12 protein-coding genes are annotated in these 14,279 nt (G+C 65.4%); 7 read left to right on the top strand and 5 right to left on the bottom strand.

Annotation, left to right across the window (positions count from 1 at the left end):
• Positions 1–49 precede the first annotated feature (49 nt).
• The 3 genes from AKG11_RS15900 to AKG11_RS15890 are packed head-to-tail and all read left to right on the top strand — an operon-like array spanning position 50 to position 2,913.
• The gene (locus AKG11_RS15900; protein WP_024270536.1) at positions 50–967 is read left to right on the top strand and encodes an ABC transporter permease; all 918 of its coding nucleotides are present in this window, start codon (positions 50–52) and stop codon (positions 965–967) included.
• Complete coding sequence (locus tag AKG11_RS15895; RefSeq protein ID WP_050744566.1) at positions 964–1,788, top strand: ABC transporter permease; 825 nt, start codon at positions 964–966, stop codon at positions 1,786–1,788. The genes AKG11_RS15900 and AKG11_RS15895 overlap by 4 nt, the downstream gene beginning before the upstream one ends.
• 30 nt (positions 1,789–1,818) lie before the next feature.
• Complete coding sequence (locus AKG11_RS15890; RefSeq protein ID WP_037407170.1) at positions 1,819–2,913, top strand: ABC transporter ATP-binding protein; 1,095 nt, start codon at positions 1,819–1,821, stop codon at positions 2,911–2,913.
• A gap of 164 nt (positions 2,914–3,077) precedes the next feature.
• Here AKG11_RS15890 and AKG11_RS15885 read toward each other — a convergent pair whose 3' ends face one another.
• From AKG11_RS15885 to AKG11_RS15875, 3 genes are read right to left on the bottom strand one after another with little or no spacing between them, the layout of a single operon-like run.
• Entirely contained in the window at positions 3,078–4,160 is a 1,083-nt protein-coding gene (locus AKG11_RS15885) for an extracellular solute-binding protein (protein WP_050744565.1), read from the bottom strand.
• A 28-nt stretch (positions 4,161–4,188) separates the two neighbouring features.
• Entirely contained in the window at positions 4,189–4,854 is a 666-nt protein-coding gene (locus AKG11_RS15880) for a TetR family transcriptional regulator C-terminal domain-containing protein (protein ID WP_050744605.1), read from the bottom strand.
• Between the two features lie 41 nt (positions 4,855–4,895).
• Complete coding sequence (locus AKG11_RS15875; RefSeq protein ID WP_050744604.1) at positions 4,896–5,714, bottom strand: class I SAM-dependent methyltransferase; 819 nt, start codon at positions 5,712–5,714, stop codon at positions 4,896–4,898.
• Positions 5,715–5,877: 163 nt separating this feature from the next.
• Between AKG11_RS15875 and AKG11_RS15870 the strand changes: the two genes are divergently transcribed.
• The 4 genes from AKG11_RS15870 to AKG11_RS15855 are packed head-to-tail and all read left to right on the top strand — an operon-like array spanning position 5,878 to position 10,513.
• A complete protein-coding gene (locus tag AKG11_RS15870) occupies positions 5,878–7,497 on the top strand; it encodes a phytoene desaturase family protein (RefSeq protein WP_050744564.1) in 1,620 nt (539 codons plus the stop codon).
• Complete coding sequence (locus tag AKG11_RS15865) at positions 7,484–9,040, top strand: phytoene desaturase family protein (RefSeq protein WP_050744563.1); 1,557 nt, start codon at positions 7,484–7,486, stop codon at positions 9,038–9,040. Before AKG11_RS15870 ends, AKG11_RS15865 begins: the two co-directional genes overlap by 14 nt.
• A 5-nt stretch (positions 9,041–9,045) precedes the next feature.
• The gene (locus AKG11_RS15860; RefSeq protein WP_082342458.1) at positions 9,046–10,269 is read left to right on the top strand and encodes an aminomethyl transferase family protein; all 1,224 of its coding nucleotides are present in this window, start codon (positions 9,046–9,048) and stop codon (positions 10,267–10,269) included.
• Between the two features lie 40 nt (positions 10,270–10,309).
• A complete protein-coding gene (locus tag AKG11_RS15855; protein ID WP_371260092.1) occupies positions 10,310–10,513 on the top strand; it encodes a hypothetical protein in 204 nt (67 codons plus the stop codon).
• On the opposite strand, the gene AKG11_RS15850 is transcribed toward AKG11_RS15855, so the two are convergent.
• Complete coding sequence (locus tag AKG11_RS15850; RefSeq protein WP_050744560.1) at positions 10,505–11,128, bottom strand: TetR family transcriptional regulator; 624 nt, start codon at positions 11,126–11,128, stop codon at positions 10,505–10,507. The two genes, AKG11_RS15855 and AKG11_RS15850, sit on opposite strands and share 9 nt — an antisense overlap.
• Positions 11,129–11,134: 6 nt before the next feature.
• Entirely contained in the window at positions 11,135–14,272 is a 3,138-nt protein-coding gene (locus tag AKG11_RS15845; RefSeq protein ID WP_023515745.1) for an efflux RND transporter permease subunit, read from the bottom strand.
• Positions 14,273–14,279 lie beyond the last annotated feature (7 nt).

Genomic DNA, 14,279 nt, shown 5'->3' with positions numbered 1-14,279 from the left:
CGGGAAATCTCACGCTCTATGAAAGTTGTCGCGGCGGGAGTTGTGGCCGATGACGGCGGCGGCGTTCGGCCCGCTTGCCGACACACCCTCCCCCGGGAGGCGCAAGGTCTGGATGCGCAGCGAAGAGGCCCGCGGCCTCGCACTGATCTCCCCGACCTTCCTCTATGCGCTGGCGCTGCTCTTCCTCCCGGTCCTCATCGTCATCGCCTACAGTTTCTGGACCCAGAACTATCTCGACATCGACCGCACCTTCACGCTGGAGAACTACCGCCAGGCCCTCACCGAGCCGATCTACCGCGACCTCTTCGTCCGCTCGCTCTGGATCTCGCTGACGGTCAGCATCGTCACCGTCGTCTTCTCCTATCCGATTGCCTGGTTCATCTCCTTCCATGGCGGGGTACACAAGAACCTCTGGCTGTTCCTCGTCACCGTGCCCTGCTGGACCAGCTACCTTTTGCGCGTCATGTCGTGGAAGGTCATCCTCGGCTATGGCGGCGTCTTGAACACCGGCCTCATCTCGATGGGCCTCATCGACAAGCCGCTGACCTCGCTCGTCTACAATTCCAACGCCGTCGTCATCACGCTGGTGCACAGCTGGGCCGCCTTCGCCATCCTGCCGATCTACGTTTCGCTGCAGAAGATCGACCGCACGCTGATCGAGGCGGCTCGCGATCTCGGCGACAGCCGTTTCAGGGCCTTTCTGCGCATCACCCTGCCGCTCTCGCTGCCCGGCATCATCTCCGCCTTCCTGATCGTGATGATCCCGACCGTCGGCGACTATGTCACGCCGCGCCTCGTCGGCGGCAAGGACGGCGTGATGATCGCAACCGCCATCCAGGCGCAGTTCGGCAAGGCCGCCAACTGGCCGCTCGGCGCCGCTCTCTCCGTCACGACCATGGTGCTCGTCTCGCTCACGGCGGCGGCCGTCGTGCTGGCGCTGAAATTCGCCGTCAGGAGGATCAGATGAACCTCCTCACGCAGCGCCTGCGCGTTCTTCCGTTCCTGCCGGCCTATGTCGCGCTCTATTTCCTTTTTCTCTATCTGCCGATCCTGCTGCTGCCGGTCTTCTCCTTCAACAACGCAGCCACCACCACCTTCCCGCTCGCCGGCTTCACCACCAAGTGGTACGCCTCGCTGGCCGGCAATTCGGTCATGCTGGAAGCGGCCTGGAACAGCCTCGTCGTCGGCGTCTCCGTCTCGCTGCTCTCCACCGTTCTCGGCATCTGCGCCGCCCGCGCCATCACGCGCTACCGTTTTCGCGGCCAGAGGGCTGCGGCCGGCCTCATCATGGCGCCGCTCTTCCTGCCGGAGATCATCGTCGCCGTCTCTCTCCTGATGATCGTGCTCGCAATGGGCGTGCAACTGTCGCTGATCACGGTCATCCTTGGCCAGACGGTGTTCTGCGTGCCCTACGCCATGGCGGTGCTCGTCTCCGGCTTCGAGGGGTTCGATCGCAGCCTGGAGGAGGCCTCCTACGACCTCGGCGAGACCGCCATCGGCACATTCCTGCGCGTCACGTTGCCGGTCGTCGCGCCGGCTATCGTCTCCAGCCTGCTCGTCACCTTCACCATCTCGCTCGACGAGTTCATCCTCGCCTTCTTCCTGTCGGGCACCGAACCGACGCTTCCGGTCTATATCTGGGGGCAATTGCGCTTTGCGGCGAAGCTGCCGGGCGTGCTGGCGCTCGGCACCGTCATGCTCGTCGCCTCCATCCTCATGCTCACCCTTGCCGAAATCCTGCGCCGCCGGGCCGAACGCCGCACGCAGATGGCCTTCACGCTGCCCTGAGAGGAGAAGTCCGCCATGGCCGACCGCCCGATGATCGAAATCGCCAACGTGTCCAAGTACTACGGCATCTACAAGGCGCTCGACGACGTCTCGCTCACCATCGGCGAAGGCGAGTTCTTCTCGCTGCTCGGGCCGTCCGGCTGCGGCAAGACCACGCTCCTGCGCTCCATCGCCGGCTTCGAGACACCGACGGCGGGAGAAATCTTCATCGACGGAATACCCTCCCTCGCACTGCCGCCGAACAAGCGCCCGACCAACATGGTCTTCCAGAACTACGCGATCTTTCCCCATCTCGACGTCGCGGAAAACGTCGCCTACGGTCTGAAACGACTGCGGCTTTCGGCGCAGGAGGAAAAGAAGCGGGTGGGCGACGCGCTCGACCAGGTGCGCCTAGCGGGCCTCGGCCAGCGCAAGGCGCATGAACTCTCCGGCGGCCAGCGCCAGCGCGTCGCGCTTGCCCGTGCGCTTGTCATGCGGCCGAAGGTGCTGCTGCTCGACGAACCGCTCTCCGCCCTCGACAAGAAGCTGCGCGAGGAGATGCAGGTGGAGCTGCGCACGCTGCAGAAGGCTGTCGGCATCACCTTCATCCTCGTCACCCACGACCAGTACGAGGCGCTGGCGTTGTCGGACCGCATCGCCGTGATGTTCGGCGGCCGCATCGCGCAGATCGCCGGCCCGAAGGAAATCTACCAGCGCCCGCGCACCCGCAAGGTCGCCGACTTCCTCGGCGGCATGAATTTTTTGAAAGCGAAGGTGCTGGGAGAACAGGGCAACGCCGTCTCCGTCGATGCCGCCCGCTTCGGCGCCGTCAACCTCGACAAGCCGCAGGGCTTTGCCGCCACAAACGGCCATGTCACCGTCGGTATCCGCCCGGAACGGCTGCGGCTCCTGTGGGACGACGACCGCGCCCCGCACGAGCTTGCCGGCCGCATCGAGAACCGCGCCTATTTCGGCGAGGTCACCCACCTGACCGTCGGCGTCGACGGACTGGAACAGCCGCTCTCGCTGGTCGAGACGAACAATTTCGGTGCGGACGATCTGCCGGTCGGCGCGGAGATCCGGCTGGCCTACGATCCGGAGGCGTTCGTGTTGCTGGCGGAAGACCCGCCGGTTACGCGCGTGTGACCTAGCCCCTCATCCGGCCTGCTGGCCACCTTCTCCCCGCAAGCGGGGAGAAGGAACCGTGCTGCAGGGCTTTCCTTCGATCAACGTGAAGAGGTCGCCACAGCCTCCTTCTCCCCGCTTGCGGGGAGAAGGTCGCGGCAGCGGGATGAGGGGCCGCTGCCCTCTCAATACCCCGCTTTGATCTTCTCGAATTCCGCGATCATCTTCTGCCGCAGCTCTGTCGGGATCGGCGCCTGGAACAGCGTGTTGGCGACGAAGGCGTCGACATCCGCATACCCCTTGTCGGCGAGGATCTTCGGATCGACCGCGGCCATGCCCTTGGCGTTGGAATGGCCGTAGCCCCAGCTTTCGACCATATAGGCGGCAACGCCGGGATCGGTGACGGCGTTGAGGTAGTCATAGGCAAGGTCAGGGCTGCCCTCCGCACCCTTCAGCCGCGAATAGCCGCAGACCCAGGTGGACAGCCCCTCCTTGGTATCCTTCTTGATGGCGACCGGCTGGCTGTCGGCCTGCAGCGTCGTCGCCGTCTCGTTCCACGCCCAGGCGAGATCGACCTCCCCGCTCGCCAGCGCCTGGCTGAGATCGGTGTTGTCGGTCCAGTAGAGCCGCACGTTCTTGTGCACCTCGCGCAGAAAGGCGGAGGCCTCCCCGAACTGTGCATCCGTCATCGTGGTCAGGTCCTTGAGGCCCGTGGCAAGGCCCGCCAGCGCATAGGCATCATCGACATTGTCGCCGATCGACACGCGATCCTTGAACTTCGGATCGGCAAAGGCCTTGAGGGAGGCGATCTCCTCGGGCTTTACCGTGTCGGTGCGGTAGGTCAGCACCGTGTTGCCCCATTCGAAGGGCAGGAACCAGGCCGTACCGTCCTCGGACATCATCAGGTTCTTCATGCCCTTGAAGGCCGGCAGGATATCGTTCCACGCAGCCAGCTTGGACGTGTCGAGCGGTTCCAGCAGCCCAGCCTCGCGCCACTTCACGATGCTCTGCGCGCAGGGATGCGCAAGATCGGCCTTGAAGCCGGAGCGCAGCTTCTGGAAGGCCTCTTCCTCGTCGCCGAAGAAGGAAAAATCCGGCGAACCGCCATGCTTTTCCGTATAGGCGGGGTGGAAGGCGGGGTCCTCGTAACCGGACCAGTCGAAGACGGTGAGCGTATCGGCGGCGAAGGCTGGGAGGGCGGTTCCGAGGGCGAGGAAGGCGGTGAGTGCCGCCATTGTGGTGCGCTTGGCCGTGTGTGCAGTCTTCATGCCATACTCCTTCCCCGTTCCGGGTTCCCTATTGTGATTGTGGTCCTTGCAAGGTGAGATGCTTCGGGAAGGTCGTGGCGACGAAGGCGATCGCCGCCTCCAGCGCCTTTTCCCGCGTGGTGCCGTCGCCCATCATCAGGCGCAGCCACAGGCCCTCCAGCATGGCGCAGAGCGACAGCGCGGTCGGCTCCGGCTCATAGGCATAGCCGCCCTCCGCCTTTAACGCGGCGCAGAGCGAGATCACGGTCTCCTGGTACTTCACGTCACGCGCGCCGCACAGCGCCTGGTAGGTCGGCCGCGACTTGGCCTCGCCCCAGAAGGCGCACCAGGCTGCAAGCTTGCGCTTTGTACAGATCTTCCGGTCGAAATCCGCATGAACAAGCGCCCAGATGCGGCTCGCCGCGCTCGGGCCGGCCTTTTCGAGCGCCGCGTTCCAATGGTCCGCATATTCCTCGGACATGAACTGCAGCGTGGCGATGAGCAGGTTTTCCTTGCTCTCGAAATGGAAGTTGACGATGCCGCGGGAAAGGCCGGCGCCGTCGGCGACATCCGCGAGCGTCGTGTCGGAATAACCGCGCTTGGCGAGCGAATCGATCGTCGCCTCGACGAGCTGCTGCCGCCGCGTCTCCTTGGAGGCCTTGCGTCCCCGCTTCTCGCCGTCGCCCGAGCCCTGTTCAGCCCCGCCTGCCCGCATCTTCACCGCCACCTTGCCTTTGGGATTGCGCATCGTCACGGTCACGGGCGAACTCCCGCGGCCGGCTTGATGCCGCGCAGATGAGCCGGACAATGCTCCCCGCTGTCAAGAACCTTCTGCATCGCCGTCCAGGTGCGGATGTTCTTCGCGACATAGGCGTCGCCCACTGCCGCCACCGCCTCGGCATGAAGCGGCCCTTTGAGGCGCTCCAGCTCACCGCGCGCCACGTCGCGATACCAGGCATTGCGGCTTTCGACCGTCCCTTCGGAAAAGCCGGCGGCGGCCATCGCCAGAAGATAGCGACGTGGCGAGGCCATGCCGAAGGAGAGGCCTTCGGCGGCAATATAGTCTTTAATATCGGCACTCGGCTCACCGTCATGGCCAATCAGCCAGTCGGACGCCGCAAGGATGCCGCCCGGCTTGAGCACACGGAAAAGCTCAGAAAACAGCGCTTCCTTGTCCGGCACGTGGATCATCGCATCCTTGGAGAAGACGACGTCGAATTCGCCGTCGTCGAACGGCAGGCGGCCCGGCGGGCTGGAGGCGAAACGCGCGACCGCGGAAAGCCCCGCCTTGGCCGCGGCCACCCGCGCCCGGTCGATGACCGGCTGCTCCACGTCGTAGCCGACGACCTCGGCCGGGCCATAGGTGCTGGCAATGTGCAGCGCGATGCCGCCGGCACCGCAACCGAAATCGAGGATGCGCCGGCCCTTCAGATTGACGCCAGAAAGGATGCGATCGACCTCCGCCGAACCGCCCGGCGAAAGATAGCCCTCGCCCCAGAGGACCGCAAGGAAGCGGATCGCCGCCTCGTCATATTCCGGCTCCGCCGCCGCACCGTCCCTGCCCGTTGCCGTCATGGCCTCCGTCACCCTCCGGCCGCATGGCCGTCGCGCTTTTCCCGTGGCCGAAATTCTAGCGCATAATCAGGCGATTGCAAGATACTTGCTGAATGATCATTCAGAATATCTGGACAACATTTTGCTTTTGATGCAGCTTTTAGAAACAAGGGAGACATCAAAAATGCAAAAATACGATGCCCTGATCGTCGGCGGCGGCCATAACGGGCTCGTCACCGCCTGTTACCTCCAGCGATCCGGCCTGAAGGTCGCCGTGCTCGAAAAGAACGGCTGGGTCGGCGGGGCGGCGACGAGCCGCGAGCTGACCCCGGGCTTCCTCTACTCCAACTGTTCCTATGTCTGCTCCCTCTTCCGGCCGGAGATCATGCGCGACCTGGAACTGCCGAAACACGGCCTCCAGGTCATCGCCTACGAGGGCGGCGCGGTCTTCACCCGCGACGGGGACTACCTCGCCTCCTACCGCGACCACGACAGCCACCGCCGCGAGTTCGCGCGCTATTCGAAGCGCGACGCGGAGGCCTACGAGCGCTACGCCCGCGACGTGACGCGCCAGTGCCGTTTCATCCAGCCGCTCCTGATGCGCACCGCCCCAGATCCGTTCGGTTTTCGCCCGCGCGACCTGTCCGAATTCCTCTACCTCGCCAAAAAATTCGGCGAATTCAGCCCGCAGGAAATGGCCGAGACGCTCCGCTTCTGGACCATGTCGATCTCCGACTTCCTCGACGAATATTTCGAGACCGACGTCATCAAGGCCTATCTCGCGCTGTCGGGCATCATCGGCACCGCGCTCGGCCCCCTGTCGCCCGGCACCGCCTATGTGCTGCTGCACCACTATATGGGCGAGGTGGACGGCTCCGTCGGCGCCTGGGGCTATGCGCGCGGCGGCATGGGCGCGGTGACGCAGGCCCTCGCCCGCTCCTTCGAGGCCGCCGGCGGCACCATCCGCACCGACGCCGAGGTCGCAAAAATCCTTACCCGCGGCGGCCGCACGACCGGCGTGGTGCTCGCCAATGGTGACGAACTCAATGCCGGCCTCGTCGTCTCGAATGCCGACGTCAAGCGCACCTTCCTCACGCTCGTCGACGAGGACACCCTGCCTGGCGAATTCGTCCACCGGGTCAGGCATTTCAAGATGCGCGGCTCCTCCGGCAAGGTGAACATCGCGCTCGACAGCCTGCCGGAGTTCCCGGCCTTGCCGGAAGGCTCCTCCTGCCTGCGCGGCGACATGCATTTCACCGATTCGATCGAGCGCATGGAGCGGGCCTACGACGACTGGAAGGCTGGGCGCTGGTCGGCCGATCCCTTTCTCGACATGGTGATCCCGACGACGCTCGACCCGACCATGGCCTCGCCGGGAAAACACTTCATGAGCTGCTTCGTGCAGTACTGTCCGCCAAAGCTCGAGGGGCGCGACTGGACGGACGCCGACCGCGACGCCTTCGCCGAGACGGTGATCGGCCAGATCGCGGACTATTCGCCGGGCTTTCGCGAGCGCATCGTGCATATGGAGGTGCGCACCCCGCGCGAGATCGAGAACGAGGTGGGCCTGACGGAGGGCAACATCTTCCAGGGCGAGCTCACCTTCGACCAGCTGCTCTTCAATCGGCCCGTGCCCGGCTACGCTCAGTACCGCAGCCCGATATCCGGCCTCTATATGTGCGGCTCCTCCACCCATCCGGGCGGCGGGGTGATGGGCGCGCCCGGCCGCAACGCCGCCGCCGAAATCCTGCGCGACCTGAAGCGTTCCCCCGAGCAGATGAGCAAAGCCCATGACGTCATTTGATGCCATCGTGATCGGCGCCGGCCACAACGGCCTTGCCGCCGCCGCCCGCCTCGCCAAGGGCGGCCGCAGGGTTTTGGTGCTGGAAGCGGCGAACGAACCGGGCGGCGCGACGCGCGGCCGCGAGTTTTTCCCGGGCTTCCGCTCCGCCGGCCTTGCCCATCTCGTCAACCGGCTCGATGCGGACATGGCCCGCGACATCGGCCTCGACCTTGCCGGCACGGACAGCTTGCTGCCGACGGCGGTTCTCGACGGCTCAGGAAGGGCCACCGTGCTGCACGGCGCCTATGGCGAGCGCATCGACGGCGTGTCGCCGCAGGAGGCGGAAGCCTTCGCGGCGCTGCGCGCGAAGCTGGTCTTCCAGGCGGGCATCCTGAAGCGGTTCCTCCGCCGCCCGCCGCCGCAGATCGGCGCGCTCTCGCTCGGCGACCTCTCCACCTTCGCTTCCGCCGGCTTCGGCCTCATCCGCAAGGGGCGCAGCGAAGGCCGCGATTTCCTGCGCATGCTGCTGATGAACGTCGCCGACGTCGCGGACGAATATCTTGCGGACGACCGGCTGAAGGGGCTCCTTGCCTTCGATGCGACGCTCGGCATCCATCTCGGCCCCCGCTCGCCGACCTCCCTGCTCGGCCTCTATTATCGCCTGACCGGTGAGGTCGCCGGCAAGGCGGGCGGGCAATTCGTGCCGGCGGGCGGCATGGCGCGCGTCGCGCCCGCCTTCCTGCGCGCTGCCGAAAAGGCCGGCGTCACCCTGCGCTGCGGCGCGCCCGTCGGCCGCATCCTTGCCGATCGCGGCCGGGCGAGCGGCGTCGTTCTCGCCGACGGGACGCAGATCACCGCACCCGTCATCGTCTCGGCGATCCACCCGCAAACGACCTTCCTCCACCTCATCGATCCCGCCGAAAGCGGCACAGGCTTCGTGCGCTCGGTGAAGAACGTGCGCAGCCACGGCAACGTCGCCAAGCTCGACCTCGCACTCGACCGCATCCCCGATTTCACCGGCCTGCCAAAGGAAGCCTGGGGGGGCCGCATCGTGCTGGTGCGCTCGATGGAACAGGTCGAAGAGGCTTTCAACCCGGCAAAATACGGCGAATTCTCCAGCGATCCCGTCATGGAAGTGACGCTGCCGAGCCTTGCCGACTCGTCGCTGGCGCCGGCCGGCGGCTGCACGCTCTCGGCGCTCGTGCAATATGCTCCCTATCGCCTCAAGAGGGGCTGGGAGAACGGCAAGCCGGCCTTCCTCAAGATCGTGCTCGACACGCTGGAGCGCCATGCGCCGGGCCTCGGAAAGTCCGTGGTCTCGGCCAGCCTGATGACGCCTGTTGATATCGAGGCGGAATACAACCTGCCGGGCGGCCATTGGCACCACGGCGAGCTGCAGGCCGACCAGTTGCTCGTCAACCGACCGACCAGCGCCGCCTCCGGCTATCGCACGCCGATCGAAGGCCTCTATCTCGCGAGCGCCGGGGCGCATCCGGGCGGCGGCATATCCGGTCTGCCGGGCTGGAACGCGGCCCGTCACATCCTTTCGGGAGCGACCGCATGAACGCCATGACGAAATCCGCCGCCGAAATCCGCCGCGCCGCCCGCAACCACATTCTCGCGCCGCGACTGGAGAGCCCGTTCCATGAGCGCCTGATGGCGCTGAGCGAGGTGAACGACTGGTACAACTGGGCCGGCTACAAGGCGCCGCATGCGCTGTTCGACGGCGAACTCGAATATTTCGCCATCCGTTCCACGGCCGCCCTCTTCGACATCTCGCCGATGGTGAAATACCGCATCACCGGCCCCGACGCCGAGCGTTATCTCAACCGCCTGACCCTTCGCGATGTGCGCAAGCTCGCCGTGAACCGCGTGCACTACACCGCCTGGTGCGATGACCACGGCCATGTGCTTGATGATGGTACGCTCTTCCGCCTCGGCGAGAGCGAGTTCCGCCTCTGCTGCCAGGAACGCCACCTGCCCTGGCTCATCGACAGCGCCTTCGGTTTTACGGTCGATATCCACGAGGAGACGGAGGAGATCGCCGGTCTCGCCCTGCAGGGTCCGACAAGCTACGCCGTGCTGCGCGATGCCGGCTTTGCCGGCGTGGACGTGTTGAAACCCTTCCATATAGGTACTTTCCCGCATGAGGGCGGCGAGGTGACCATCTCGCGCACCGGCTTCACCGGCGATCTCGGCTACGAACTCTTCGTGCCCCGCGCAAACGCGCTCTCGCTGTGGGATCGGCTGTGGAGCGCCGGCGAGCGGCACACAATCCGCGCCATCGGCTACGGCGCGCTCAACCAGGCGCGCATCGAGGCGGGCTTCATCGTCGCAAACACAGATTTCGTCACCGCCGAGGGCGCGCTGCGCGCCGACCGGGTGCGCATGCCCGACGAGATCGGCCTCGACTGGCTGGTCGATCCGGACAAGCCGAACTTCAACGGGCGCCGGCCCATCCTCGACGCGCGGCGGAATCAGTCTCTGAAGCACATCCTCGTCGGCCTTGAAATCGAAGGGAATATTCCCGCCGAGCATGCCATCGTCTATCATCGGCAAAAGCGCGAGGCAGGCCTCGTCACCGCCGCGATCTGGTCGCCGACGGCCAAGCGCAACATCGCCATCGCCAGCCTCGAGCGGCCCTACGGATCGAAATTCACGGAGGACCTCTGGGTGGAGATTTATGCGATGCGGGAGCTGAAATACCAGAAGCTGATGAAGCGCGCCAAGATCGTGCCGCGTCCCTTCGTCAGGCTCGCAAGGCGGACGGCAAGCCCGCCGGGCCTCACCTGACATGGACGAGGAGGCCCGCCGCAACTGGGAGATCATCACCATGCCCCCCGGCATTGAATGGTCCGGCCGGGCGCGCTACGCGGCGGCCATGTACTTTTGCCAGCGTGGCGAGATGGCACCGGAGGTGCTGGAGGTCTACCGCATCTGTTCACGGCTCGACGCGGAGGACCCCGTCTCGGTGCTCAGGCGCTGGCAGATCGGCGCAGACTGGATCGCGCGGCTTGAAGCCCCCCGCTCAGTGTGACGGTACGGGACTCGCATAGGTCAGGAAGAGGCGGCGCAACGCGTCCTTGCCCTCGCTGGCGATATCGAACCGCCGGCCGAACAGCAGCCATTCTGCGCAGAGTCCCTTGATGAGCCAACGCAGCATCGAGGCGGCGGAGCGCGGCGTCCAGGCCGCGCCCAGCTTGCCCTGTCCCTCGGCCTTCGCAAATGCCGCTTCCAGTGCTTGCATGTGCTCGTCGTTGATGTCGTTCTGCCGTTCGGAAATGGCGGCGAATTCGCCCGACGTATCGCAACGCAGGAGGATCGACAGGATGCGTTGGCGGTGCTCGTCGGTGGCCAGCAGCTCGAGCCATTCCCGGCCGATCCGTTCGAGCACGCCGAAAACATCGGCGTTCTCCGCTTCCAGCTCGCGGGCGATCAGCTCCTCCTGCGGCATGGGCAACGAATTGTAGAGTTCCAGCACGAGATCCGCCCTATTGGCGAAGTGCCAGTAGATGGCGCCGCGGGTGACCCCCGCGGCGCGCGCCACATCCTCCATGGAGGCGTGGGCGACACCCTTTTCGTAGAAGACCTTCTCCGCCGCCAGCAGGATCTGCTGGCGGGTTTCCTTGGCCTCTGCCTTGGTCCGGCGCATGGCGACTTACTCCGCCGGATTTGCCGCCGGAGCCGGCTCCTCCTTCTTCTCCTTGCCGTAACCGAACATCTTCATCACGAAGACGAAGAAGACGGGCACGAAGAAGATGGCGAGCACCGTGGCCGTGATCATGCCGCCCATCACGCCCGTACCGATGGCGCGCTGGCTGCCCGAGCTTGCGCCCGTGGCGATTGCGAGCGGCAGAACGCCGAGCGTGAAGGCGAGCGAGGTCATCAGGATCGGGCGGAAGCGCAGGTGGCAGGCCTCGATGGTCGCCTCGATCAGCGACTTGCCGTCCTCCATCAGCTCCTTGGCGAACTCGATGATCAGGATCGCGTTCTTCGCCGAAAGGCCGATGATCGCGATCAGGCCCACCTTGAAGTACACGTCGTTCGACATGTCGCGCAGGGTGACCGCGATGACCGCGCCGATGACGCCGAGCGGCACGACGAGGATGACCGCGAACGGGATCGACCAGCTTTCATAGAGCGCCGCAAGGCACAGGAACACCAGGAGGATCGAGAGACCGACGAGGATCGGCGCCTGCGAACCGGACTGGATTTCCTGCAGCGACTGGCCCGTCCATTCATAGCCGAAGCCCGGCGGAAGCTGGGCGGCAAGCCGCTGCATCTCCGCGATCGCGTCACCGGACGAGAAGCCCGGCTTCGTGTCGCCGCTGAAGCGCATGGAGGGGTAGCCATTGTAGCCGACGGTCTGCGTCGGCGCCATCGTCCACTCCGCGGTCGCGAAGGCGGAGATCGGCACCATGCCACCCGACGCGTTCCTGACATTGAGATTCAGGAGGTCGGCCACCTGCATGCGTTCGTTCTGGTCCGCCTGGACCGTCACACGCTGCATGCGCCCGGCATTCGGGAAGTCGTTGACATAGGTCGAGCCGAGGTTCGTCGAGATCGTCGAGTTGATGTCGGCGAAGGTCACACCGAAGGTATTGGCCTTCTCGCGATCGATCATGACGTTGACCTGGGCTGCATCCGGCATGCCATCGACGCGCACGCCCGCAACCACGTTGCTCTGGGCCGCAAGGCCGAGAAGCTGGGCGCTCGCGGCCGACAGTGCCTGCTGGCCGAGGCCGCCTCGGTCCTGCAGACGGAACGAGAAGCCGCCCGTCGTGCCGAGACCCTGGATCGGCGGCGGCGACAGCGCGAAGCTGATCGCATCCTTGATCTGGCTCATGGCCATGCTGGCACGCCCGGCGATCGCCTGCGCCGAATTCTCCGGCCCACGCTCGCTCCAGTCCTTCAGCGTGACGAAGGCAAGGCCTGCGTTCTGCCCCGAACCGAAGAAGGAGAAGCCGTTGATGCCGACGATCGTCTCGACCGCGGGCTCCTGACCGAAGATCTGCTCGACCTGGGTCAGCACTTCGTCGGTCCGGTGGCCCGTCGCTTCGGAGGGAAGCTGCATCATGACGATGGCAAAGCCCTGGTCTTCGTCCGGCAGGAACGAGGACGGAAGCTTCATGAACAGGTAGCCGAGGCCGGCGAGGATCGCGAGATAGATCACCATGAAGCGACCCGTCCGGCGCACCAGCCAACCGACGCTGCCGCTATAGCTCTTCGACGAACGGTCGAAACCGCGGTTGAACCAGCCGAAGAAGCCGCGCTTGGCGTGATGGTGGCCCTTCGGCACCTGCTTGAGGAAGCTGCCGGCAAGCGCCGGGGTCAGCGAGAGTGCGAGGAACGCCGAGAACAGGATCGACACGACCATCGTCAGCGAGAACTGCTGGTAGATGACGCCGACCGCGCCCGGGAAGAAGCCCATCGGGATAAACACCGAGGCGAGCACCAGCGTGATGCCGATGACGGCGCCGGTGATCTGCTTCATCGCCTTGCGGGTCGCCTCCTTCGGGGGCAGGCCCTCTTCCGACATGATGCGCTCGACGTTTTCCACGACGATGATCGCATCGTCGACGAGAATGCCGATGGCGAGAACCATGGCGAACATGGTCAAGACGTTGATCGAAAAGCCCATGGCGAGCATGACGGCGCAAGTGCCGAGCAGCGCGACCGGGACGACGAGCGTCGGGATGATCGTGTACCGGATGTTCTGCAGGAACAGGAACATCACGAGGAAGACGAGACCGACGGCTTCGAGCAGCGTATGCAGAACCTTCTCGATCGACACCTTGACGAAGGGCGAGGTGTCATAGGGCGTCGAATATTCGAGGCCCGGCGGGAAGAACTGCGCAAGCTCGTCCATGCGGGCCTTGATTGCCTCGGAGGTCGCCATGGCGTTGCCGGTCGGCGAGAGCTGCACGGCGACGGCGGCCGAAGGCTGGCCGTTAAGGCGCGTCGAGAACGAATAGGTCTCGCCGCCCACCTCGACGCGCGCGACGTCGCGCAGACGCACGGCCGAACCATCCGCATTGGCGCGAAGCACGATGGCGCCGAATTCTTCCGGCGTCGTCAGCTGGCCCTTGATGTTGACGGGAGCCGCGATCTGCTGGGTGATCGGGTTCGGCTGCGCGCCGATGCTGCCGGCGGCGATCTGGGCGTTCTGCGCCTGGACGGCGGCCGTCACGTCCGCGGCCGTCAGGTTGAGGCCGCGCATCTTGGCAGGATCGAGCCAGATGCGCATGGAACGCTGCGTGGCGAAGAGCTGCGCACGGCCGACGCCGGGCACGCGCTGGATTTCCGAGAGAACGTTGCGGTTGACGTAATCGCCGAGGCTGATGGCATCCATCGAGCCGTCGGTGGAGGTCAGCGCGACGATGAGCAGGAAGCCGGAACCGGCCTCTTCGACCTGCACGCCCTGGCGGCGCACGGAATCGGGAAGGCGCGGCTCGACGCGGCTGACGCGGTTCTGCACGTCGACCGACGCCTGGCTCGGGTCGGTGCCCGGCGCGAAGGTGATGTTGATTTCGGCCGAACCCGAGGCACTCGAGGTCGATTCGAAATAGAGCATGCCCTCGACGCCGTTCAGCTCATCCTCGATGAGCTTGGTGACGCTCTGGTAAGTGTCCTGCGACGACGCGCCGGAATAGGTCGTCGACACCGTGATCTGCGGCGGGGCGACGTCGGGATACTGCGCGATCGGCAGAAGCGGAATGGCGATGGCGCCGGCGATCATGATGAAGATCGCGACGACCCAGGCGAAAATCGGCCTGTCGATGAAAAAACTGGGCATCCTTCAG

This window comes from Shinella sp. SUS2 (genome assembly GCF_001262505.1).
Lineage (GTDB): Bacteria > Pseudomonadota > Alphaproteobacteria > Rhizobiales > Rhizobiaceae > Shinella.
The sequence above is the reverse complement of the archived record's forward strand: the minus strand, read 5'-3'. Positions and strand labels throughout refer to the sequence as shown.

What these genes read in the sequence shown, in the direction of transcription:
- AKG11_RS15895 (WP_050744566.1), top strand. Translation starts at nt 964, where the DNA reads ATGAACCTCCTCACGCAGCGCCTGCGCGTTCTTCCGTTCCTGCCGGCC.
- AKG11_RS15870 (WP_050744564.1), top strand. Translation starts at nt 5,878, where the DNA reads ATGCAAAAATACGATGCCCTGATCGTCGGCGGCGGCCATAACGGGCTC.
- AKG11_RS15860 (WP_082342458.1), top strand. Translation starts at nt 9,046, where the DNA reads ATGACGAAATCCGCCGCCGAAATCCGCCGCGCCGCCCGCAACCACATT.
- AKG11_RS15850 (WP_050744560.1), bottom strand. Translation starts at nt 11,128, where the DNA reads ATGCGCCGGACCAAGGCAGAGGCCAAGGAAACCCGCCAGCAGATCCTG.
- AKG11_RS15855 (WP_371260092.1), top strand. Translation starts at nt 10,310, where the DNA reads ATGCCCCCCGGCATTGAATGGTCCGGCCGGGCGCGCTACGCGGCGGCC.
- AKG11_RS15900 (WP_024270536.1), top strand. Translation starts at nt 50, where the DNA reads ATGACGGCGGCGGCGTTCGGCCCGCTTGCCGACACACCCTCCCCCGGG.
- AKG11_RS15875 (WP_050744604.1), bottom strand. Translation starts at nt 5,714, where the DNA reads ATGACGGCAACGGGCAGGGACGGTGCGGCGGCGGAGCCGGAATATGAC.
- AKG11_RS15845 (WP_023515745.1), bottom strand. Translation starts at nt 14,272, where the DNA reads ATGCCCAGTTTTTTCATCGACAGGCCGATTTTCGCCTGGGTCGTCGCG.
- AKG11_RS15885 (WP_050744565.1), bottom strand. Translation starts at nt 4,160, where the DNA reads ATGAAGACTGCACACACGGCCAAGCGCACCACAATGGCGGCACTCACC.
- AKG11_RS15865 (WP_050744563.1), top strand. Translation starts at nt 7,484, where the DNA reads ATGACGTCATTTGATGCCATCGTGATCGGCGCCGGCCACAACGGCCTT.
- AKG11_RS15890 (WP_037407170.1), top strand. Translation starts at nt 1,819, where the DNA reads ATGATCGAAATCGCCAACGTGTCCAAGTACTACGGCATCTACAAGGCG.
- AKG11_RS15880 (WP_050744605.1), bottom strand. Translation starts at nt 4,854, where the DNA reads ATGCGGGCAGGCGGGGCTGAACAGGGCTCGGGCGACGGCGAGAAGCGG.